The organism is Streptococcus sp. Marseille-Q6488, from assembly GCF_946902925.1.
Classification (GTDB): domain Bacteria; phylum Bacillota; class Bacilli; order Lactobacillales; family Streptococcaceae; genus Streptococcus.
In genome coordinates, this window is record NZ_CAMPPZ010000003.1 from 92,673 (window position 1) to 114,935 (window position 22,263).

Annotated in this window: 24 protein-coding genes; 1 reads left to right on the forward strand and 23 read right to left on the reverse strand. The window is 42.2% G+C overall.

What is annotated here, in order from left to right:
- Positions 1–529: 529 nt before the first annotated feature.
- From OVN23_RS01175 to budA, 8 genes are all read right to left on the reverse strand, one after another.
- On the reverse strand, positions 530–1,435 hold the full coding sequence (locus OVN23_RS01175) for a GIY-YIG nuclease family protein (RefSeq protein ID WP_173219165.1): 906 nt from the start codon (positions 1,433–1,435) through the stop codon (positions 530–532).
- 206 nt (positions 1,436–1,641) lie between these two features.
- Entirely contained in the window at positions 1,642–2,712 is a 1,071-nt protein-coding gene (locus tag OVN23_RS01180; RefSeq protein ID WP_023939757.1) for an ABC transporter substrate-binding protein, read from the reverse strand.
- The gene (locus tag OVN23_RS01185) at positions 2,709–3,482 is read right to left on the reverse strand and encodes an ABC transporter permease (protein ID WP_000712740.1); all 774 of its coding nucleotides are present in this window, start codon (positions 3,480–3,482) and stop codon (positions 2,709–2,711) included. Before OVN23_RS01185 ends, OVN23_RS01180 begins: the two co-directional genes overlap by 4 nt.
- Positions 3,479–4,285 (reverse strand): ABC transporter permease, encoded by an 807-nt coding sequence (locus OVN23_RS01190; protein ID WP_000753801.1) that lies wholly within the window; start codon positions 4,283–4,285, stop codon positions 3,479–3,481. The genes OVN23_RS01185 and OVN23_RS01190 overlap by 4 nt, the downstream gene beginning before the upstream one ends.
- Positions 4,266–5,423, reverse strand: coding sequence for an ABC transporter ATP-binding protein (locus tag OVN23_RS01195; RefSeq protein ID WP_042750955.1), 1,158 nt, complete (start codon positions 5,421–5,423; stop codon positions 4,266–4,268). The genes OVN23_RS01190 and OVN23_RS01195 overlap by 20 nt, the downstream gene beginning before the upstream one ends.
- Positions 5,424–5,582: 159 nt before the next feature.
- Positions 5,583–6,488 (reverse strand): UDP-N-acetylmuramate dehydrogenase, encoded by a 906-nt coding sequence (gene murB, locus OVN23_RS01200; protein ID WP_055356681.1) that lies wholly within the window; start codon positions 6,486–6,488, stop codon positions 5,583–5,585.
- A gap of 112 nt (positions 6,489–6,600) precedes the next feature.
- Entirely contained in the window at positions 6,601–7,353 is a 753-nt protein-coding gene (locus OVN23_RS01205) for a YhfC family intramembrane metalloprotease (RefSeq protein ID WP_173219168.1), read from the reverse strand.
- A gap of 9 nt (positions 7,354–7,362) precedes the next feature.
- Positions 7,363–8,094 (reverse strand): acetolactate decarboxylase, encoded by a 732-nt coding sequence (gene budA, locus OVN23_RS01210; RefSeq protein WP_000360295.1) that lies wholly within the window; start codon positions 8,092–8,094, stop codon positions 7,363–7,365.
- A 141-nt stretch (positions 8,095–8,235) separates the two neighbouring features.
- On the opposite strand from budA, the gene OVN23_RS01215 reads away from it, so the two are divergent.
- Complete coding sequence (locus OVN23_RS01215) at positions 8,236–9,507, forward strand: PLP-dependent aminotransferase family protein (protein WP_173219171.1); 1,272 nt, start codon at positions 8,236–8,238, stop codon at positions 9,505–9,507.
- 216 nt (positions 9,508–9,723) lie between these two features.
- Here the strand turns inward: OVN23_RS01215 and OVN23_RS01220 are convergent, their stop codons facing one another.
- The 15 genes from OVN23_RS01220 to hemW form a co-directional block, all read right to left on the reverse strand.
- Positions 9,724–10,539: an ABC transporter substrate-binding protein gene (locus tag OVN23_RS01220; RefSeq protein WP_000837372.1), complete on the reverse strand. Its 816-nt coding sequence runs from the start codon at positions 10,537–10,539 to the stop codon at positions 9,724–9,726.
- Between the two features lie 158 nt (positions 10,540–10,697).
- Complete coding sequence (phoU, locus tag OVN23_RS01225; protein ID WP_000946458.1) at positions 10,698–11,351, reverse strand: phosphate signaling complex protein PhoU; 654 nt, start codon at positions 11,349–11,351, stop codon at positions 10,698–10,700.
- Positions 11,352–11,362: 11 nt separating this feature from the next.
- Positions 11,363–12,121 carry a phosphate ABC transporter ATP-binding protein PstB gene (pstB, locus tag OVN23_RS01230; protein WP_267240223.1) on the reverse strand — a complete coding sequence of 253 codons (759 nt, stop codon included), beginning with the start codon at positions 12,119–12,121 and terminating at the stop codon, positions 11,363–11,365.
- Between the two features lie 12 nt (positions 12,122–12,133).
- On the reverse strand, positions 12,134–12,937 hold the full coding sequence (pstB, locus tag OVN23_RS01235) for a phosphate ABC transporter ATP-binding protein PstB (protein WP_000049848.1): 804 nt from the start codon (positions 12,935–12,937) through the stop codon (positions 12,134–12,136).
- Positions 12,938–12,947: 10 nt separating this feature from the next.
- Complete coding sequence (gene pstA / locus OVN23_RS01240; protein WP_000543046.1) at positions 12,948–13,832, reverse strand: phosphate ABC transporter permease PstA; 885 nt, start codon at positions 13,830–13,832, stop codon at positions 12,948–12,950.
- Complete coding sequence (gene pstC / locus OVN23_RS01245; RefSeq protein WP_001070903.1) at positions 13,822–14,739, reverse strand: phosphate ABC transporter permease subunit PstC; 918 nt, start codon at positions 14,737–14,739, stop codon at positions 13,822–13,824. Before pstC ends, pstA begins: the two co-directional genes overlap by 11 nt.
- Positions 14,739–15,617: a phosphate ABC transporter substrate-binding protein PstS family protein gene (locus tag OVN23_RS01250; protein ID WP_267240224.1), complete on the reverse strand. Its 879-nt coding sequence runs from the start codon at positions 15,615–15,617 to the stop codon at positions 14,739–14,741. The genes pstC and OVN23_RS01250 overlap by 1 nt, the downstream gene beginning before the upstream one ends.
- Positions 15,618–15,989: 372 nt before the next feature.
- Positions 15,990–17,294, reverse strand: coding sequence for an RsmF rRNA methyltransferase first C-terminal domain-containing protein (locus OVN23_RS01255; protein WP_267240225.1), 1,305 nt, complete (start codon positions 17,292–17,294; stop codon positions 15,990–15,992).
- A complete protein-coding gene (locus tag OVN23_RS01260) occupies positions 17,295–18,068 on the reverse strand; it encodes an inositol monophosphatase family protein (protein WP_112444122.1) in 774 nt (257 codons plus the stop codon).
- Entirely contained in the window at positions 18,058–18,336 is a 279-nt protein-coding gene (locus OVN23_RS01265; RefSeq protein ID WP_112444124.1) for a UPF0223 family protein, read from the reverse strand. Before OVN23_RS01265 ends, OVN23_RS01260 begins: the two co-directional genes overlap by 11 nt.
- On the reverse strand, positions 18,336–18,737 hold the full coding sequence (locus tag OVN23_RS01270) for a Spx/MgsR family RNA polymerase-binding regulatory protein (protein ID WP_000631259.1): 402 nt from the start codon (positions 18,735–18,737) through the stop codon (positions 18,336–18,338). The genes OVN23_RS01265 and OVN23_RS01270 overlap by 1 nt, the downstream gene beginning before the upstream one ends.
- 209 nt (positions 18,738–18,946) lie before the next feature.
- Positions 18,947–19,564, reverse strand: a complete 618-nt coding sequence (locus OVN23_RS01275) for a TIGR01906 family membrane protein (protein WP_112444126.1) — start codon at positions 19,562–19,564, stop codon at positions 18,947–18,949.
- A complete protein-coding gene (locus OVN23_RS01280) occupies positions 19,554–20,327 on the reverse strand; it encodes a TIGR01457 family HAD-type hydrolase (protein ID WP_112444128.1) in 774 nt (257 codons plus the stop codon). The genes OVN23_RS01275 and OVN23_RS01280 overlap by 11 nt, the downstream gene beginning before the upstream one ends.
- 10 nt (positions 20,328–20,337) lie before the next feature.
- The gene (locus OVN23_RS01285) at positions 20,338–21,075 is read right to left on the reverse strand and encodes an acyl-ACP thioesterase domain-containing protein (protein ID WP_112444284.1); all 738 of its coding nucleotides are present in this window, start codon (positions 21,073–21,075) and stop codon (positions 20,338–20,340) included.
- A gap of 4 nt (positions 21,076–21,079) precedes the next feature.
- Positions 21,080–22,210 carry a radical SAM family heme chaperone HemW gene (gene hemW, locus OVN23_RS01290; protein WP_112444131.1) on the reverse strand — a complete coding sequence of 377 codons (1,131 nt, stop codon included), beginning with the start codon at positions 22,208–22,210 and terminating at the stop codon, positions 21,080–21,082.
- Between the last annotated feature and the right edge of the window lie 53 nt (positions 22,211–22,263).

A 22,263-nucleotide genomic window follows, 5' to 3' on the forward strand; every position in this document is an offset into this window, starting at 1 on the left:
ATTCCAAAAAACCACTTTATCCTACTAATTTTCTGTCTACGGCGCTCTAATAATTCATTCTGTTCTCTTTCTTCCTGCTGTTTTATTTGAAATTGCTCTGTAGCCAATCGCTTTCTTTCTGCTTCTCTCTCTTTCTCCAGTATATACTCATTCCAGTCAGCTTCTGCTTCTGCTAAGAGTATCTGAATTCTCCCTCTCTCATTTTCTGATTCAGCTTTGGCCCACAGTTTTTTTAAATCAAATATATTATCTTTATATTGTTGCTCAATACGTAATTCTAACTCTCTTTGATGTCGAGATTCCTCATCCCATTGCCTCTGACGTTCTAACTCATTTCTCTCTTTTAATGTTTCTTGTTGTTCTCGAGCAAGACGATTTTGTTCATCTAGTGCTGCCTGTTGTTTTTGGTTAGAAAACTGCTGTTCCCATCTCTGCTGTTCCAACAAGTTATTCTGTCTTTTTAGCTCTTGATTCAATTCTTCTTCTCGACGAGCTTTTTCCCAATCATTCAAATTATTCATAGCCTCTCCTAATTTGCATTATAACCATGTTCTTTAGATTTTAATACTTTCTTCCAATATCGTTCACGTTGAAGTGCCTTTTGTTTTCCAACTTCATTCTTTGGAAAAATCTCTAATATACTATATTGAAAATACTTTTTAATATAACTTATTCCATATTTTTCGACTATCTCACACAATCTTTTATTCGGATAACGATTTTCTTCCATTTCGGATTTATCATATCCTTCACTTAAGTATGTAGACCATCTTCCATAAACTCCATTATCTCCATAAGCAGAACCTACATAGAGCTTTCCTGTCCTAACATCAGTAATAACATAGACACCATAAACAGCTGATAGATATTGTCTCCAAGAACTGTTTGCCCAATTTTTCTTTAATTCTTGATAAGAAAATGAAATATTTTCATAACCTGGAAAATGAGACGTTTGATTAAAATAGGAAATACTGTTTACAGATTCTACTACAACTGATTCAATTATTTTAGGATTAACATAAAACCATGATTGACCTGTATTAGTATGATTAACCAAAACTTTTTCTATAAACTTATCATACTCTTCTAATCGTTCAGCTAAAGCGAACTTAACATGATGGTTCCCATAGGTCACTTGCTTTATCTGACTATTCGTTTCTTTTATAAGATAGGCCCCAACAAAGAGCCATTTATGATACTCCACTTCTATAAATTGAAACTGAATTTCGTTTCTACGATTTCGACTTTTTTTATCTGAACCATTACTTAAAATCCATGGTAAAAAATCTTCAGATCCACTGATATAATCATCAACAAAACTATAATCATCCCAATTCTTGTTAAATCGTAACTTAATACGATACCCTTTATACTCCGATTGTGACAATAACTCATTAAATCTGAAAATATCCTTCAAATATATCTTTTCATTCATATTGTATTTCTCTTTTATTTATATGGAAAATTTTGCATAATCTCTCTTATATCATTATACAGAAGGTCTTAATAACGGTCAAGGGCTTAAATATTTTTTTCAAAGGTTTATTGAGAATTGAATTTTTCAATTTCATACTGACACTTCCATCTGATTCAAAAAAAAACGAACCAGCTCTAACTGATTCGTTTCGTGACTGCTAACTCCTACTTCCGATACATTTTAAACTGCAGGAAGAGGTCGCTATATTTTCCTGTCCATTTATGGTCAAATTTCTCATAAACTTCTAGGTGTTTCATAGTTTCAGCGTCTGGATAGAAGGCTTTGTCTTCTTTTTTCTCCTCTGGTAGCAGTTCCTTGGCTGGTAGGTTTGGAGTTGAATAGCCGACATACTCCGCATTTTGGAGAGCATTTTCAGGTTTCAACATAAAGTTGATAAAGGCATAGGCTGCATCTTGGTTTTTGACTGTTTTGGGAATGACCATATTGTCAAACCAAAGGTTGCTGGCTTCTGTCGGTACCACATAGCGTAGATTTTCATTTTTTTCTAGCATTTGGCTGGCTTCACCAGAGAAGGTCACGCCGATAGCAGCGTTATTCTGAATCATGTATCCCTTCATCTCGTCCGCCACAATAGCCTTGATATTTGGAGTGAGCTTGTAAAGCTTGTCCACTGTCTCTTCCAACTGCTGGGTATCCTTGGAGTTGAGGCTGTAGCCTAGCGAATTGAGTCCTAGTCCCAGCACCTCACGCGCCCCATCAAAGAGCATGATAGAGTTCTTATACTCTGGCTTCCAGAGGTCATCCCAATGCTCAGGCACTTCATCGACCATAGTTTCATTGTAGACAATTCCCAGTGTTCCCCAGAAGTAAGGAATAGAGAATTTATTACCTGGATCAAAGGATTGGTTGAGAAACTCTGGTCCGATATTTTCGATTCCTTCAAGTTTTGAATAATCAAGTGGCACCAAAAGGTCTTCGTCCTTCATCTTGTTAATCATGTACTCACTTGGGATGGCAATATCATAAGTCGTTCCACCCTGCTTAATCTTGGTATACATGGCTTCGTTGGAATCAAAGGTCTCATACTGGACTTGGATTCCTGTTTCTTCTGTGAATTGCTCCAAGAGTTCTGGATCGATATAGTCTCCCCAGTTGTAGATAACCAGTTTTTGACTATCTCGGCTATTGATTTTACTATCGAGATGAGTCGCAATTCCCCACAAGACAAGGATAATGGCTACAATTCCTGCTAAAAATGAATAGAGTTTTTTCATGCTTGCTCCTCCTTCTCACGTGAGATAAAGTAATATCCAACAACTAGGATAATACTAAAGAGAAAGACAAGGGCAGACAGGGCATTGATTTCTAGCGAAATCCCCTTGCGAGCTCGAGAGTAAATCTCGACTGAGAGGGTTGAAAAGCCATTTCCCGTTACAAAGAAGGTCACGGCAAAGTCATCTAGCGAATAGGTGAAGGCCATGAAATAACCTGCAATGATAGACGGTGTCAGGTAAGGAAGCATGATTTCCTTGAACATCTGAAATTGACTGGCTCCCAAGTCGTAAGCCGCATGAATCATGTCGCCATTCATTTCCTTGAGTCGAGGCAAGACCATCAAGACCACGATAGGAATGGAGAAGGCCACGTGACTGGAAAGAACTGTCAAGAATCCAAGTGAAAACTTGAGTTGGGTAAAGAGAATCAAGAAGCTAGCACCAATCATAACATCAGGAGCAACCATGAGGATATTATTGAGGGAAAGAAAGGCTTCTTGGTATTTCTTACGAGACTGATAAATGTAAATAGCACCGAAAGTCCCGATAATGGTCGCTATCAAGGCTGACAGAAAGGCCAAGAAAAAGGTCTGAGTCACAATCAACATGAGACGACCATCGCCAAACATGGTTTTAAAATGGCTCAAACTAAAGCCTGTAAAGCTGTTCATGTCGTTGCCTGCATTAAAGGCGTAGCCAATCAGGTAAAAGATAGGCAGGTAGAGGACAAGAAAGACCAGTCCCAGATATAGATTGGCAAATTTTTTCATCGTTCTCTCCTTTCCTTGGTCACCCACATGGTGATGAACATGGTCAGAATGAGAATCACACCGATGGTTGAACCCATACCGTAGTTGTCATTGGTCAGGAAGTTCTGCTCAATGGCTGTCCCCAAGGTGATAACGCGGTTCCCACCAATCAAACGGGTCAGCATGAAGAGACTCAAGCTTGGAATAAAGACCGACTGAACTCCACTTCGCACGCCGTTCATCGATAAAGGGAAGATGACATGACGGAAGGTCTCCCACTTGGTCGCACCGAGGTCATAGCTGGCATTGATGAGATTGTTATCCATATCGTCCAAGACATTGAAAATCGGCAAAATCATAAAGGGAAGCTCGATGTAGCTTGCGACAAAGATGAAGGAGAAATCGGTAAAGAGCAATTGCTGTGAACCGATTCCGATAAATTCCAAGAATTGGTTAATAGAGCCATTCTGACCAAAAATCCCGATAAAAGCATAGGCTTTAAGGAGCAAATTGATCCAAGTAGGCAGGATAATCAGCATAAGCCAGAGTTGACGGTGCTTGAGACGGGTCAAAAAGAGGGCTGTTGGATAGCTGATAAGCAAGGTCACAAAGGTCACAATTCCTGCATAGAGTACAGAGTTGAAACTCATTTTTAGGTAGGTCAAGTTTTGTGACGCAAAATAGGACTTATAATTTTCTAAACTGAATTGTCCTTCAATGTTGAAAAAGGATTGGCCGAAAATCAATACCAAGGGTGCCAGGACAAAGAGTGCAATCCAAAGCATGTAGGGCACTACAAAGAGTTTAGAGCTTGTTTTCTTCATCTCTTTCCTCCTCGATTGCATTGATCAAACCTGCTTCTTGCTCTTCGATTTCCACGTATTCTTCGATACGGGCATCGAACTCTTCTTCGGTTTCATTGAGACGCATGATGTGGATGTCTTCTGGTTCAAAGTCCAGACCGATTTCCTCACCCACAATGGCCTTGCGAGTCGAGTGGATCATCCATTCATTTCCAAGTTCGTCATAGGCAATAATCTCATAGTGAACCCCACGGAAGAGCTGGGTATCGACCTTAACTTGGAGCTTGCCTTCTTCAGGAAGGGTAATCCGCAAATCCTCTGGACGAATAACAACCTCAACAGGTTCATTTGGCTTCATCCCACCATCAACCGCTTCGAAGCGTTTGCCGTTGAACTCAACCAAGTAGTCCTCAATCATGATTCCTGGCAAGATATTTGACTCACCGATAAAGGTGGCAACAAAGTGATTGATCGGCTCATCGTAGATATCCACAGGTGTTCCAGACTGGACAATCTCGCCATCATTCATAACGAAAATCCAGTCACTCATAGCCAAGGCTTCTTCCTGATCGTGAGTGACAAAGACAAAGGTAATGCCCAATCGTTGTTGCAGTTCACGCAGTTCGTACTGCATATCTGTTCTTAATTTCAAGTCCAGCGCTGACAGAGGCTCGTCCAGCAAAACCACACGGGGTTGGTTGATGATGGCACGGGCAATAGCCACACGCTGACGTTGTCCTCCAGAGAGTTTACGGATGGAACGTTTTTCGTAACCTTCCAACTGAACCATCTTGAGAACTTCCGCTACGCGTTTCTCGATTTCTTTCTTGTCAATTTTACGCAAGCGGAGCGGAAAGGCAACATTTTCAAACACATTCATATGTGGAAACAAGGCATAGGATTGGAAGACTGTATGGACGTCTCGCTTGTTGGTTGGAATGTCATTGATACGGACACCATCCAGCAAAATATCTCCTGTCGTCGCATCCAGTAAACCTGCAATGATGTTAAGGATAGTTGATTTCCCTGAACCAGATGCGCCTAGAAGGGTGTAGAATTTCCCTTCTTCCAACTCAAAGTTGATGTCTTTGAGAACCTTAGTGTTGCTGTCTTCAAAAACTTTTGAGACGTTTTTGAATTCAATAATTGGTTTTTTCAATTGTCATTTATTCCTTCTTTTTCATAGATTAACAGATCAGGGCTCTGTCAGGCCGCTACTACCTCGTGTAGGAAATTGAACTGCCTACATTCTTCTGCACTAACGATAGGCTTTCACCCCCTTTCCATGACATAGCAGCAGCTTTTCAACTACAGCTTCCTACTTGCTTTCACCTAGAATACGGACTTCTCTCTCAAGAGTAACGCCAGAGTGTTCCTTGACTTTTTCGATAACAGACTCAATCAAGTCTTCGTAGTCTTTGGCCGTTCCGTCAGCAACATTGATCATAAATCCTGCGTGTTTTTCTGAGACTTCTACGCCACCGATACGATAACCTTTCAAGCCAGCTTCTGAAATTAATTGACCTGCAAAATGCCCTACTGGACGTTTAAAGACCGAACCACAAGATGGGTATTCCAAAGGTTGCTTGAGTTCACGTAGGTGCGTCAAGCGATCCATTTCCTGCTTGATAACCTGATGGGTTCCTGGGGCTAGGGCAAATTTAGCTGACAAGACAACTGCACCAGACTCCTGAATAGCTGAATGGCGGTAACCAAAAGCCAAATCCTTGGCAGACAGGGTCTCGATTTCTCCATCCTTGGTCAAGACCTTACAAGACTGCAAGATATGGGCAATCTCGCCCCCATAGGCACCCGCATTCATAAAGACAGCACCGCCAACGCTTCCTGGAATGCCACAAGCAAACTCGAAGCCAGTCAAACTATGACGAAGGGCAATGCGAGTTGTTTCAATCAAGTTGGCACCAGCTTCAGCTTCAATGGTATAGCCATCAACGGAAACGTTATTGAGCTTGTCACACAAGATGACAAATCCGCGAATCCCACCATCACGAACGATAATGTTGCTGGCATTTCCAAGGACCATCCAAGGGATATTTTCTTGATTGGCAAATTTCACAAGGCGCGCCAACTCAAAACGATTTCGTGGAAAGACCAGATAATCAGCCTCTCCACCTACTTTTGTATAACTATAGCTATGCAAGGGTTCCTTGAAACGGATATCAATTCCTTCTAAGATTTCAAGCATTTTTTCTCTTACAGACATGTCACTCTTCCTTTTACAAAATTCATTCCATTATACCATTTTTAAGACCATTTGACGACCATAAAAAGACCTTGTTTGGTTTTTGCATAAGAAAAAGAGGTTTCCCCTCTTTTTATGATTTTTTGCAAAAGATAGCCTTGGTTCCATAGGCAACCAGAATGAGCTCAAGTGCTAGGACAACTTCAACCAAGGTTGGATTTGTCAACCAGCCAACTTGGACTAGAGATGGTGCTAGGTCAAAGAAGGCATGTAGGCCATAGGCTGCTAGGAGATAAATCCATTTCTTCTGGCGAACAGCTTGGTAAACCCAAACAGTCAAGAGTAATTGGAAACCTAGGGCCAAGATTCGCTCAAAACCAAGCAAATAAATCTGCCAGACTGATAGCGACTGGATAGTTTTCAACATATTTTCAGACAGCAATTGCATGACCTGTGGATTCTGCGTTTGAACTGCTGAGAGAACGAAGTAGAGATTAAGCAAACTAGTAAGACCTAGGAAAATCAACTCCAAGCCACCATGCCCTAACCCATAGGCCAAGGCGTCTGCCTTTTCCAAACTTCTCTTTTTCTCCAACCATTTGAAGAAAATAAGACGAGCAGTTTCCTCAAAAAATGCTGCCATGGCTAGGCCATAGATGATATAGACAAGCGGATGGTCTTGCAAGAGGGCAATACTACCGTCTTTTTGAGGATGTAAAACTAAGATATGCACCAGTTTTTCTAAAATCTGCGAAGAAACAAAGAAGGCAACAGCACCCAAGCCCAAGACAGCTAGATTAATCTGGTATTTCTTTTTGGCATACCAAATGCTCTCTGTTAGAAAAGTCAGCAAAAACACAATGGTAATAATGATATGAATGTTCATTTTCTTCTCCTATTCTGCCTTTTCAATATCTTTTTTCATCTCATCAACATTGAACTTAGCAAACAAGTATTGACGATCTTGGACTGGGAAACGTTGGTCCAATTGGTCAACAGCTCCCACCTCGATAATACCTTCCTTGATGACAAAGTCCATGACATGACCACCGAAGGTCAAATCATCTGAAATGAAGTGCAGATGGTAGCCTGCCACACTGACTCCATGGAAAATCTCTGGCGTCCAGAAACCAACAATGGTCCCCGCCACATTGTCACGACTATATTCCGGTTGATGGGTCGCGACATCAGCAAACTTGGTATCTGGTGTCGACTTGGGAATCATGCGCACATGCATATGTGAAAATTCGCCACGAATCTTAATTGAGCGGAAAAGATTTTCCCCATCATAATAAGACTCGATTCGCTCTTCCAATTCCTTGTCTGTCATCTCAAAGCGCTGGCGGAAAATGACCTCTGCCTGGTGCGGTACTACTGCTGCATAAGGAATAAGGGCATCTGGTGACACCTCCACAATTTCTGGCTGGTCGCCTGATCCTTTGGCCTGATAAGCCTTGCCATCCAAGACAATCAATTCCCCATCAATGGAATCCAAGGTTCCCAAACCAAGGTCACCATGCTCTAGCAATTCTCCTACTGTCATAGTACCACCATAAAGGCCAGCCATCAAGGCTCCAAGGGTATTGTATTGAAATAATTTCACTGGTTCCTGCACGTTCTTATCCATTCTCTTTCTTGTCTATTATTCTATAAATCTTACTCCTAAGTATACCACATTTGCCCCTAGATGTGAACGAGAGAAACACTTTAGACATTGCCAAGAAGGAAAAAAAAAGGTACAATGTAACAAAATCAAGGGAGGTCTGGAATGAAGAAACAAAGCAAGTACCAAGAGGTCGTTTCCTATCTGAAAAACGGTATCGAGTCTGGACGTTTTCCAACGGGAAGTCGCCTGCCTTCTATCCGTCAACTGAGCCTTGACTTTCACTGTAGCAAGGACACCATTCAACGTGCCCTGCTGGAATTACGGCACGAACAATACCTCTATGCCAAGCCCCAGAGTGGCTACTATGTCTTAGAGCAAGGGCAACACCAGGACCTAGAAATCGAAGTCACTGACGAACATGCCAGTGCCTATGACGATTTCCGACTCTGCGTCAATGAAACCTTGATTGGACGGGAAAACTACCTCTTCAACTACTATGACAATCAAGAAGGATTAGAAGACCTAAGACAGTCTATTCATAAACTCCTCTTTGATCAAGCCCTCTACTGCAAGGCTGACCAACTAGTATTGACTTCTGGGACCCAACAAGCCCTGTTTATCCTTTCTCAAATATCCTTCCCTAGCCAAGCAAAGGAAATCTTGGTGGAACAACCGACCTATCATCGGATGAATCGACTCTTGATTGCTCAAGGTCTGGACTATCAAACCATTGAACGAGGCATTGATGGGATTGACTTGGAGGAGCTGGAAAGTCACTTCAAAACAGGAAAAATTAAGTTTTTCTATACCATCCCTCGTTTTCACTATCCTCTGGGGCATTCCTATTCTGAGCAGGACAAACGAGCTATCCTTGACTTAGCTACCAAGTACGGTGTCTATATCGTAGAGGACGACTATCTAGGTGATTTGGACTCCAAGAAGGGCCAGACCTTCCACTATCTGGATACAGAAGAGCGCGTCATTTATATCAAGTCCTTCTCAACCAGCCTCTTTCCAGCCCTGCGGATTACGGCGCTCATTCTTCCAAATACTATTAAAGAAGCCTTTGTGGCCTACAAAAATATCCTAGACTACGACAGCAACCTCATCATGCAAAAAGCTCTGTCACTCTATATTGACAGTCAACTGTTTGAGAAAAACCGTCTAGCTCGCTTGTCCAATCAAGAAGACTACCAAAAACAACTCGAGAAAAGTTTAACCAAAACACCTTGTCCCCTTCCTCATTATCCCCTACACGATGGTTTATTACTAGACTTGAGACAGTATTCTAAAATCGCCAGTCTCAAACACAGTCAACTGGGCTTGGATTTCTTTGAAGAGGCTTACTTGGATGCCTGTCCTTATCAATTTGCCAAGGTATCCTTAGACAATCTGGAAAAGGTTTTAAACTATTTAAAAGCAGAATTGGAATGACTTCCAACTCTGCTTTTTTTATACTCTTCGAAAATCTCTTCAAACCACGTCAGCGTCGTCTTACCGTAGATATGGTTACTGACTTCGTCAGTTCTATCCACAACCTCAAAACAGTGTTTTGAGCTGAACTTCGTCAGTCTTATCTACAACCTCAAAGCAGTGCTTTGAGCAACCTGCGGCTAGCTTCCTAGTTTGCTCTTTGATTTTCATTGAGTATTATTCTTCAACTTCTGTTAAGGTTGCTGCCTTTTCAAGATATTTTTGGTAGGTGCCGTCATCCTTGAGTTTTTGGATGACCTTGTCCACCACTTCTTTCAAATCAGCACTATTTTTTCTAAGGGCAACTGCGTTGGCTTCGCCGTCCTTCATCTTCAAGCTGACAGTTGCGACAGCTAGGTCCGCGTTTTTAGCAGCATAGCTAAGGGCAACAGGCTCATCCATATGAACAGCATCTACTTTTCCAGCCTGCAATTCATTAACTGCTTCCCCCATATTGGTTAGGGAAGTCAGCTGTGCTTTTGGTAATTGTTCCTTGACCATAGATTCTGGAACAGTCCCTTTTTGGGCTGCAATATTAGCACTTTCAAGGCTAGTTAAATCCTTGTATTTTTCTACATCAGCTTTACGAACCAAGAAACTAATCTTGTTCTCATAGTAAGGGATTGAAAAATCAAAAACTTCTTTTCTCTCGTCAGTAGCACTAATTCCCGCAACTGCTAGGTCAGCCTTACCAGTTTGAAGACTGGTTAAAACATTGTCAAAACTCATGCTTGAGATTTCCAACTTCACCCCAAGTTCATCAGCGATAGCTTGAGCCATATCAATGTCCGCACCGACTACCTGATTTTTCCCGTCAACTAAAGACTGAAATTCAAAAGGTGCATAGTCAGGACTAGTCGCCACAACTAATTTCCCCTTTTGCTTAATGGCCTCAACAGCTGACTGAGAACCATTCGAACCTGACTGGCAAGCTACTAAGAAGAAACTTGCAAGAAAACTACATAAAACAAATATCCATTTTTTTGATTTCATAAATAAACAACCTCTCTGTTGATTTTGTATAATTATAACGCTATTCAAGCTACTTGTCAAGTGCTTTTTTGAATTTTTATCTTAAAAATATTTTTTTCATTCAATAAAAGGAGCCGTCAGTTGATTTCCAGCTCCTTTTTATACAGAATGAACCTGTTTTATAGTTCGACAATCTTACCTGTTTCAAAGTAAACAACCCATTCACAGATATTTTTAGCATAGTCTCCAATACGTTCCAAGAAGGCAATCACTTGGAAGTAATCACGACCTGTAACGATGGCATCTGGATTTTTCTTGATTTCTTCTGTAGCCAAGTCACGAATGCTATCAAAGTAATGATTGATTTTTTCATCCATGGCTGCTACTTCGTAGGCCTGGTCTACTGAACCATTCAGATAGAGTTCAAGGGCTGCTTCGACGAAATTCTTGACATCGCGCCCCATTCTCTTGATTTCTTCTTCAACAGCTGGGATGCGTTGCTCCCCCTTCATACGAATTGCCGCTTTGGCAATGGAAACGGCATGGTCCCCCATACGTTCCAAGTCAGATACAGCCTTCAAGACTGTCAAAACAGTACGCAAGTCCTGAGAAACCGGTTGTTGGAGGGCAATCATTTCAAATGATTTCTTCTCCAACTTCACTTCGTATTCGTTTACTTCTGCATCATCTTCGATGACTTCCTTGGCCAAATCACGGTCATGCGTAACAAAGGCACGCACTGTACGATTGATTTGGGATAGCACTTCTTGTCCCATAGCATAGAACTGGTTATGCAATTTCTCTAAATCTTCTTCAAATTGAGAACGTAACATCATTTATCTCCTTATCCAAATTTTCCTGAAATATAATCTTCTGTTTCCTTGTGTTGTGGGTTGAGGAACATCTTCTTGGTATCGTTAAACTCGATCAAATCTCCATCAAGGAAAAATCCTGTCTTGTCAGAGATACGAGAGGCTTGTTGCATGGAACGCGTAACCAAGAGCATGGTGTATTTATCTTTTAGACCATACAAGGTTTCCTCAATCTTACCAGCAGAGATAGGGTCCAAGGCTGAAGTCGGTTCATCCAAGAGAATGATTTTAGGACTGGTTGCTAAGACACGGGCAACACAGACACGTTGCTGCTGTCCACCTGAAAGCCCGATAGCTGAATCATGCAGGCGGTCCTTGACCTCATCCCAGATAGAAGCTCGTTGCAAGGCTTTTTCTACCGCTTCATCCAGAACCTGCTTATTCTTCACTCCATTGATACGAAGCCCGTAAACAACATTTTCGTAGATAGACATAGGAAAAGGGTTTGGTTGTTGGAAAACCATGCCGATTTCCTTCCGCAATTCAACTGTATCTGTACGCGGACTGTAGATATTGTGGCCGTTGTAAACCACTGAACCAGTTGTGGTCACCTCTGGATTGAGATCCCCCATGCGATTGATAGCCTTGAGAAGAGTTGACTTCCCTGATCCAGATGGACCGATCAAGGCTGTAATTTCCTTAGGTTGGAAAGATAGGGAAACACTATTCAAGGCCTTTTTTTGATTGTAGTAAACGGACAGGTCTGATACCTGTAAAATCGCTTCTGTCATACTGTTTCCTTTCTATCCAAAGTGTCCTGTTACGTAGTCATTGGTTGACTGTAGTTTCGCATTTTGGAAAATATTAGACGTCTTATCATACTCAATCAAGTCACCCAAGTAGAAAAATCCTGTGTAGTCACTAGCACGCGCAGCCTGCTGCATACTATGGGTCACGATGATGATGGTGAAGTCCTTCTTCAATTCCAGCATGGTTTCTTCCAGCTGGGCTGTCGCAATCGGATCCAAGGCTGACGCTGGCTCATCCATCAAGAGAATATCTGGTTTAACGGAGATAGCACGAGCGATACAGAGACGTTGCTGCTGACCACCTGATAGGGTCAAGGCTGACTTGTGCAAATCGTCTTTGACCTGGTCCCAAAGGGCAGCCTGACGAAGAGAGGTTTCCACAATTTCATCCAAGACTTGCTTGTCCTTAACACCTGCACGTTCATGGGCAAAAGTGATGTTGCGGTAGATAGACTTGGCAAAGGGATTTGGTCGTTGGAAGACCATACCGATGTGCTTACGCATCTCATAAACGTTGATTTCTGGACGGTTGACATCAATCCCTTGATAGAGAATTTGACCTGTTACCTTGGCAATATCAATGGTATCATTCATACGGTTGAGACTGCGGAGGTAGGTTGATTTCCCTGAACCAGAAGGGCCAATTAAGGCCGTAATTTTATTCTTTTCAAATTGCATATCGATGCCCTTGATAGATTCATTTTTACCGTAGTAAACATGTAAATCCTTAGTAGAGAGGGCCACTTTCTCTTCAGGAAAGGTGATGATATGCTTTTCATCCCAATTATATTTTGACATGGCTTCTCCTTTAGGCAGCGGTTAATTTCTTATGTAGGTAACTTCCGAGTTTACGGGCTCCAAAGTTAAAAATGAGAATAAAGATGAGGAGCACGGCCGCAGAACCTGCTGATACAATGGTGCCATCAGGAATGGTTCCTTCACTATTAACTTTCCAAATGTGGACAGCCAAGGTTTCTGCTTGACGGAAGATAGAGATTGGGCTAGTCACACTGAGAATATTCCAGTTAGACCAGTCTAGTGCTGGTGCAGATTGCCCTGCTGTATAGATAAGAGCCGCAGCCTCACCAAAGATACGACCAGAGGCCAAGACGACACCCGTTACAATACCTGGTAGTGCTTCTGGAATGACCACATGGACCACAGTTTCCCAACGAGAAATCCCAAGGGCCAGACCAGCCTCACGTTGCGTATGGTGAACATGTTTCAAACTGTCCTCGACATTACGAGTCATCTGAGGCAAGTTAAAGACTGTCAAAGCCAAGGCACCTGAAATGATTGAAAATCCATACTCAAACTGAACTACAAAGATCAAATAACCAAAGAGACCCACAACCACAGATGGCAGTGAAGACAAGATTTCAATACAGGTTCTGACAAAATTGGTCACAGGACCTTTTTTGGCATATTCAGCTAGGAAAATCCCAGCTCCCATGGACAAAGGTACAGAGATAATCAAGGTGATGACCAGAAGGAAGAAAGAATTATAGAGCTGAATTCCAATCCCTCCGCCTGCTTGGTAAGAAGATGATTTGCCAGTCAAGAAAGACCAAGAGATGTGGGGCAAACCACGAACTAAGATATAAAGAATCAAGGATGCCAAGATGGCAACGATAATTCCTGCAATTGAGTAGAGGACAGCTGTTGCAATTTTATCTAATTTCTTAGCGTGCATAGTTTTTCTTTCCTCTTTCTTTCGTAATCAATTTAATCACACTGTTGAAGGCCAAACTCATCAAAAGCAAGACTAAGGCCAGTGACCAGAGAACATTATTGTCAACTGTTCCCATAACGGTATTTCCAATACCCATGGTCAAAACAGAGGTCAAGGTTGCAGCAGGTGTTGTCAATGAAGTTGGGACTACGGCTGAGTTTCCGACCACCATCTGAATGGCCAGAGCCTCACCAAAGGCACGCGCCATCCCAAAGACCACTGCGGTGAAAATCCCTGAACGCGCTGCCTTTAAGGTTACGCGCCAGATGGTTTGCCAACGAGTGGCTCCCATAGCCAAACTAGCTTCGCGGTAATGACGAGGCACCGCACGTAAGCTGTCCGTTGTCATAAAGGTTACCGTCGGTAAAATCATGACAAAGAGAACAAAAATACCTGACAAAATCCCAAAACCAGTTCCACCAAAGACACTACGGACAAAGGGAACTACGACCTGCAAACCGATAAATCCATACACGACTGAAGGAATCCCGACTAGCAATTCAATGGCTGGTTGCAAGATTCTAGCACCTTTTGGTGAGACTTCCGTCATAAAGACTGCCGCACCAATGGCAAAAGGAGTTGCGATAAGGGCTGATAGGATGGTGACAATAAAGGAACCCAAAATCATGGGAAGGGCACCAAATTGTTTACCTGAAGGATTCCAAGTTTGCCCAAAGAGGAAATCAAAGATGTTGACCCCATTTACAAAGAAGGTCGACAAACCTTTTTGGGCTACGAAAATCAAAATCATGGCCACAATGATAACAATCAAAGACAGACAGGCAAAGGTCAAGCCTTTTCCTAATTTCTCTAGACGGGAGTTCTTTGAGGGAGAAAGTAATTTTTTAGCTAATTCTTCTTGATTCATTAGTGACTCCCTTCTAGCGCTGTCACCGTTCCTGCAGCATCTTTTTCAACCTTCATTTCCTTGACAGAAATGTAACCCATCCCCTTAACGATTCCACTTTGCGCTTCATCTGAGAGGACAAAGTTGAGAAATTCTGCCACCAATTCATTTGGTTGACCTAGGGTGTACATGTGTTCATAAGACCACAAAGGCCAGTTATTGCTTGTAACATTTTCTGCAATCGGCTCATAGCCATTCAACTTCATGCGTTTCACCGAGTCATCCACATAGGCAAAGGCTAGGTAAGAAATGGCTCCTGGTGTCTGGGAAACAATGTTTTTGACCATCCCATTTGAATCCTGTTCTTGACTCTGCACGGCAGATTGGCCATCCATGATAACACTATCAAAGGTTGCACGCGAACCAGAACTTGCCGCGCGGTTGATAATGGAAATGGCTAGGTCTTTCCCACCAACCTCTTTCCAGTTGGTCACTTGACCTGTGAAGATGCTACGGAGTTGTTCAGTTGTCAGATTTTCAACGTCAACTTCTTTGTTTACAATCACTGCCAAGCCCGCTACAGCAACCTTGTGGTCTACTAGAGCGGATGCGTTTATACCGTCTTTTTCCTCGGCAAATACGTCTGAATTTCCTACATCAACGGCTCCAGACTGAACCTGAGACAGACCTGTACCAGATCCTCCACCTTGGACGTTGACTGTTTTTCCAATGTGCATAGAGCCAAATTCATCTGCTGCTGCTTCGACCAAGGGCTGAAGAGCCGTTGAACCAACAGCTGTCATGGATTCTCCACGATCAATCCAGCTAGCACATCCCGCCAAAGAACCTGCCAGCAAAAGAGCTGCAAGGGATAGAGCGAGTTTTTTCCTTTTTTTCACTGTTTTTCTCCTTGAAAATAATGGTGAATGCCGTGAATTTTTTCAACTTTTTATTTATGTTTTTCTTTTGAAAATTGGGAGCCAACTAAAGTTCTTATACTCAATGAAAATCAAAGAGCAAACTAGGAAACTAGCCGCAGGCTGCTCAAAGCACCGCTTTGAGGTTGTAGATAAGACTGACGAAGTCAGTCACATATATACGGCAAGGCGACGTTGACGCGGTTTGAATTTGATTTTCGAAGAGTATTAGCTTGGTTTAACTAGAAATTTGCTTAGTTACCTTTCCCACCAATTTTGACTTAAAATGAAAGATAATTTGAAAAAAATCCATATTTCCACTATAACATAGACAAGCTACTTTGACTAGCATTTTCACTTGAATCTGAGGCCTTTAGGAAAATAATTTTTCAAAACATTTCCAGTAACCTTTGCAAAGCCCAAACCATTTCCTTGAACTAAAACTTGGTACCAACCATTTGGCAAACTTTCTGCCAGCTGAACAGTTTCTCCAGCCGCATACTTTACAAACTCCTCTTGGGCAATTTCAACCGACTGCTTGACCTGACTCGGTTTCAAGGCTAGACCAAGAGCAAAACTAGGCTCAAAGCGTTTCTTCTTAAAGGTCCCTAGATGCAGTCCATTCCGAGCAATCTTGAGTTTCCCTAAATCTGGCAAAAGTTCTGGCAGGAGATAGAGTTGGTCCCCAAAAGTCTGCAAGATACCCCTTAGATTGATTTTCAAATGTTTTTGGGCAAATTCCTGCCACAAGGCAACTTGTTCACGGCTGAGATTGCTCTTACTTGTCTTACATTTAGGGGCTGGATTTCCTCCTTTAAATTGTAGATGAGCTACAAACTGACCCTCTCCCTTAAACTGATGAGGGTACATCCGAGCCGTTTCTGGCAGGTCAATACCAGCTACCATTCCATTGATATGCTCTACTGGCAGCAAATCAAAATCATACTCTTCCAGCAGCCAATTGACGATCTCTTCGTTTTCCTCTGGTGCCCAGGTACAGGTTGAATAAACCAGACGACCACCCTCTGCTAGCATGGTCACTGCATCTTCCAGAATTTCTCTTTGCAAGCTAGCACATTGACTTGGATAATCTAAGCTCCAATAGTCCATAGCATCTGGCTGCTTACGGAACATTCCTTCACCAGAGCAAGGGGCATCGAGAACGATTAAATCAAAATAGCCTTTAAAGACCTTGGCCAAACGGTCAGCAGATTCATTGGTCACCACAACATTTGTCGCTCCAAAGCGCTCCATGTTTTCAACCAAAATCTTAGCCCGTTTGCTTGAAATTTCATTGGAAACGAGAAGGCCCTCTCCAGCTAGATAGGCTGCCAACTGAGTTGATTTTCCACCCGGTGCAGCAGCCAAATCCAAGACTTTCATACCAGGACTGGGCTGGGCTACCTGAGCAACCATCTGGGCAGCGGGTTCTTGCGAATAAACTAAACCAGTAGCATGCTCAGGCGATTTCCCTGAAACCTTCCCATAATGTCCCCAAGGAGTTTGAGGAATGTCATCAGGAAAGGAAACTGGCGCTTCTTTTAAAGGATTGACCCGAAAAGCCGAAACCGCTTCCTCCTCAAAAGAGGCAAGAAAATCTCTTGCCTCATCTCCTAGTATCTCTTCATATTTTTCAACAAATCCTTCTGGAAATTGCATTTAAGTTCTTTTCCTTTCGTAAATATAGGACTGAATTTCCTCCAGCATCTCAAGAGGCACCATCATGACCGGCTGTCTGGTTTGAAAATCAGGAGCTTTACCAGAAAGGGTCACCACCCGATAGCCCAGACCTTCCCCTAAAATACTAGCTGCAGCATAATCCCATGGTTGCAGATAAGTGACATAGGTCAATAAACGCCCTGACAAAATCTTGGCAAAACTAATGGCCGCACTCCCATAGACACGAACACCAAGTACTGCTCGACTCAAATCAGCCAGCCCCCATTCGTTGGTTTCCAGCATGCCACTATTTCCCGCAATGAGAAAATCTCCAAGTGGTTTGGCTTTAAAGGGAGCTAGGAGCTTATCGTTTCGACAAACTGGAAAGGCTCCACCACCATGGTAACAATCCCCTTTGACCACATCATAAATCAGTCCAAACTGCCCCTGACCATTTTCAAAATAAGCCATCATGACAGCAAAATCTTCCTGCTGAGCCACAAAATTATTGGTACCATCAATGGGATCAATGACCCAAACCTTGCCCTCTTGAACCGAGGCTCGCAGACAACCTTCTTCAGCACAAATCTTATCCTCAGGATAACGAGACAAAATCTCACCAACCAAGAGCTCCTGAACTTCCTTGTCCAGTCTGGTCACTAAATCTGTTGGAGAGGACTTGGTCTCAACACGCAAGTCTTCCTGCATATGGTCAAGGATGTACTGGCCCGCCCTCTTGACAAGCTCTTTGGCAAATTCAAATTTACTTTCCAAGAGAAATCTTTCCTTCCCCTTTTTCCTTGGCAGCCTGAACCGCTCGGTAAAGCGAATAGCCACTAACTGTTTCAAATTCTCGTCCCAAACGTTTCTCTTCGCTCTTGCTTGGCACAACCGCTTTGAATCCCTTATAGGAGCCCAGTAACTTTTGAGCCTCTACCTTGCTTTCATAGGCAGCTTCAACATCATTAAAAAAAGAAAGCACTGAAGCAAGTTCTTCAGTGCTCCACGACAAATCTAGTGGGTAACTATACTGTTTGTTCATTAACTAATACCAGCTCTCATTCTTGCTTCTTTTAGCTCTTGCTTACGGTAACTACGAGGGAGAAAAGCACGAATCTCATCTTCATTAAAACCGATCTGCATACGTTTAGCATCGATAATAATTGGACGACGCAAAAGACTAGGATACTGCTCAATCAAATGAAGTAATTCCGATACCGAAATACTCTCTACATCAATATTCAATTTTTGAAAAATTTTTGAACGAGTTGAAATGATGTCATCAGTACCATTTTCGGTCAAGGAAAGGATGTGTTGCAATTCTTTTCTTGTTAAAGGACTGGTCATAATATTGTGTTCCACAAAGGGAACCTTATGTTTTTCTAACCAGGCCTTAGCCTTACGACATGATGTACAGCTCGGTGATAGAAATAGTGTAATCATGCTTTTCTCTTCTTATCTATACTTTGCTACTTCTATTATACAAAAAAATAAAGCGCTTGACTAGAGATTTTTAGAAAAAAAGCCTATTTTTTCAAGAAAAATAGACTGTTCGCGAACGATTGATACAATTGGATTTGGTTAATTCACTCTTAACAATGATTTCAAATGATATACATTTTTATATATATAAATTAAAAACATCTTTCTTTTCACTTCTTACGACTTTTTAGACACAGATAGCCAAAGAAGCTTTCATAGAGGGCAAAAAAGAGAAGAAAAGCATGAAGGAAAAAGGTCTCTGGCAAAATCAGAATAACTGAATCCTTGGCTGGATCAAAAAGCCAGGTATCATCTCCCACAAAGAGAATTTGATGGAAAAGAGTAAAAAATTGGTCAAAACCAATCAAAACTCCCCCAAGACCAATCACCAAAGGCAAAACTACTAGAGTCAGAAGTCCCTTACTAAATAAAGATAAAAAGCCCTTTTTCACAATCCCTTTGACAAAGACATAGAAACTTGGTAATGTCACTAGAGCAACTAGTTGAACTAGATGAAAGAGGTCCTTGACCACCGCAAAATGGTGCAGCCCAGCTGCTGACGAACGAAAATCTGGCATCTGCAAGACCTGACTAAAAGGATCGGTCAGGTAATCCATCAAGATATGAAAGTTGTATTGAATGGTTTCTGGTTTTAAATAGACCCTATCCATTAAGTTCAACCACTGAATTTCCAGCGGATAAAAAATCCAAGCCAAATAAATGGTCAAAAGGATTGAGAGGGAGAGGAGAAAGAGCATAGAGCTCCAAAAGGTCAGTTTAGTTTTCATCAAAATCCCACTCCGCAAGACTAGAAACCACATGTGTCGGTGCGATTAGAAGGTCTGCTACTTCTTCTGCCTTAGTAAAACCTGTTGTCACTAAGAGCGTTGGAATGCCATTGTCAATCCCTGCTCGAATATCAGTCAGGTAATTGTCCCCAACCATGATTAATTCTTCACGTTCCAAGCCTAAGTGCTCAACCGCCTTGTCCATAATGATGGCATTTGGTTTTCCGATATAAACAGGCTTCACTCGTGTTGCTACTTCAAGAAGGGTAATCAGTGAACCAGCACCTGGCAAAAGCCCTCGTTCTGTCGGGATGTTGAGGTCTGGATTAGTTCCGATAAAGTGAGCACCCTTTTGGATAGCCAGAGTTGCTGTCGCAAATTTTTCATAGTCGACTTGCCAGTCCAGACCTACTACCACATAGGCAGGATTATCCTTGTCTTCCACATAACCAGCCGCCTTGATGGCTTCCTTGAGCCCTGCTTCTCCGATGACATAGACCGTCTTTTCAAGACCCAAGTCATTCATATAGTCGATAGTCGCCAAAGTAGCTGTGTAGACAGTCGATAGGGGCGTATCGATATTAAAATTCTGAGCCAACATCTCCTGAACACTCTCTGGAGTGCGGGTTGTATTGTTGGTCACAAAGAGATAGGGAATGTCCCGCTTTTGCAATTCATGGACAAAAGCCTCTCCTGCTGGAATTCGGTCTTTCCCCTTATAAATGGTTCCGTCTAAATCAATTAAATAGCCTTTATATTTCATCTATTTCTCCCTAATCCTTTTTTATTTCTTGCCAAGCGATGATAGCTTGGGCATTGGTCGCACCGTCGCTTGTAATCTCATGCTTGCTTTCCAGTCCAGTCCGTTCAACATCCGATGTAATCACCCCACCTGGTCGAACTTCCTTGACATACTTGAGGTTAATTTTTTGGGGAATATAGTGGGTCAAAAAGTCCGCTCCCATGATCTCAAAAATCCAGTCCAAGTATTTACTGTTATTGACATGACCATTCATATCCAAATCGTAAAAACGAACATGGTAATCCTTACTGATTGGCTCTTCCAAGGACTCATACTTTGGCCCGCGGATAAGTTTTTTATCAAAATCAGACTGGTAAGGAGCCACAATCTCAGGTTCGACAGCATGGACTTTTCGACTGTCTCGATCCATGAGAACAAAGGTCGCCATCATGTAGATAAGGTCCTGCCCCGCTTCATCATAAATGGTAAAGCGACGGTAGCAAAAGAGTCGATTGTAGCTCAGGGCTTCCGTTTCGATGGTAATTTCTTCCGCAAAACGAGGCAAACGAACCACCTCAATATCGTATTCTGTGATAATCCAGACCAGATTATAGTTTTCCAAAATGGCCTTATCACTAACTCCCAGTTCAATCGACTGCATCCCTGAAACTTGCAGGGACAGCAAAATCACATCTGGAAGCTTGATATGACCGTTCATATCAGCCATATCAAAAGGAATTTTCATTTTCATTTGATAAGTTAAGCCCATCATCCTACTCCAAAATAAATCGTTCTGCTACGATGTCTCCTAAAAAGAGACCTCTTTTTGTCATGCGCACGCGATCACCGTCTATTTGCATGAGACCTTGTTGAACCAAGTCTCTGACAATTTCTCCATAAAGTCCATCGAAAGACCGTCCAAATTTTTCTTCAAATCGCGCCATAGAGACCCCTGATTTCTTGCGGAGCCCCAAGAACATTTCTTCTTCCATTTGCTCCTTTTGACTCAGGTGCTCTTCTGTGATGCGAGCATTACCTTCCTCAACTGCACTGAGATAATGACGAATGGGACCATGATTTTTATAGCGCACTCCATTGACATAACCAGATGCTCCAGCACCGATGCCATAGTATTCAGCATTGTCCCAGTACATGAGATTGTGACGACTTTCAAAACCGGGTTTGGAGAAATTGGAAATCTCATAATGCTCAAAACCAGCTCGCTCCAGCGCTGCGATGATGTACTCAAACATCTCAGCTTCCAGTTCCTCCTTAGGCAGAGGTAATTTCCCTCGTCGCATACGATTCATAAAGACCGTGTGATTTTCCAAAATCAAGCTATACAGACTCATATGGGGAATATCCAACCCAATGGCTTTAGCCACATTTTCCTTGACCTGCTCCATGGTCTGACCAGGCAACGCATAAATCAAGTCGATAGAGATATTGTCAAAACCAGCCAATTTCAGGCGGTCGATATTTTCATAAATATCCTTCTCCAAATGACTGCGCCCAATCTTTTTCAGCATTTTGTCGTCAAAGGTTTGCACACCTAGCGAAACACGATTGACAGCCGAGTTCTTCAAAACAGCAATTTTATCCGCATCCAAGTCCCCTGGATTTGCCTCAATGGTCAACTCTTCTAAGACAGACAGGTCCAAGTTTTTAGTCAAGCCCTTCAATAACACCTCTAGTTGCGTAGCCGACAGGGCTGTCGGTGTTCCACCACCGATATAGAGGGTTCTCAACTTTTGAATATCATAAGAACGAAACTCTTCTAACAGATGCTCTAAATAACTGTCGACTGGCTGATTCTTGATAAAAACTTTTGAAAAGTCACAATAATAACAAATCTGGGTACAAAATGGAATGTGCACATAGGCTGACGTTGGTTTTTTCTGCATAGTAATTATTATACCACAAAAGCGAACAATACTTAGAATTCCCTTTAACAAAA